The sequence below is a fragment of the Nocardia abscessus NBRC 100374 genome, assembly GCF_000308455.1.
GTDB classification, from domain to species: Bacteria; Actinomycetota; Actinomycetes; order Mycobacteriales; family Mycobacteriaceae; genus Nocardia; species Nocardia abscessus.
The window spans coordinates 1-525 of the sequence record NZ_BAFP01000211.1 but is presented as its reverse complement, the minus strand read 5'-3'; the positions used below and the strand labels follow the sequence as shown (position 1 = coordinate 525).

The following is a 525-nucleotide window of genomic DNA, read 5'->3' as shown; positions in this document are numbered from 1 at the left end:
TCGCCCCAACAGCGTGGCGGTCAGCGGTCCGGTAGCAGCGGACCGAAGGGGCCGACCCGCGATCAGCTGTACAACGAGGCGAAGCGCCGCAACATCAAGGGTCGCTCCACCATGTCGAAGAGCGAACTGGCGAAGGCGCTGGGCCGCGACTGAACCCGTCGAGTCGGCGTGCGAGCTGACGAAATCGCCCCTGCGAGACGAGTGGCCCCGCCCGCGATTCAACGCTGGGCGGGGCCACTCGAAGTACGCCGTCAGCCACTCGAAGTACGCCGTTATGCGGGTCGGCGTACGGCGGTGAACCCGTCCGGGTGCCCCGACCATGGCGCGCGACCGCCGCCGTGATTCCGGGTGAGTCTCCGAAATCTACGGCGGCGGTCGCGAATCCGAACGGCGGCGAGGCACCTCCCACGCACGGTGGCGCTAGTCGGGCCAAGTGCCGGTGAGCGATTGGTAGCCGGTCGCGCCCGCGCGGTCGATCGCGGCCTTGACCAGACCGAAAACCGCGCCCTGCAATGCCGCGGCGAA

1 protein-coding gene is annotated in these 525 nt (G+C 69.3%); it reads right to left on the bottom strand.

Features of this window, described 5'->3' with window-relative positions:
* Window positions 1-420: 420 nt before the first annotated feature.
* The coding region (locus ON19_RS40840) for a DUF4235 domain-containing protein (RefSeq protein WP_043692881.1) at window positions 421-525 on the bottom strand (105 nt) is incomplete at its 5' end.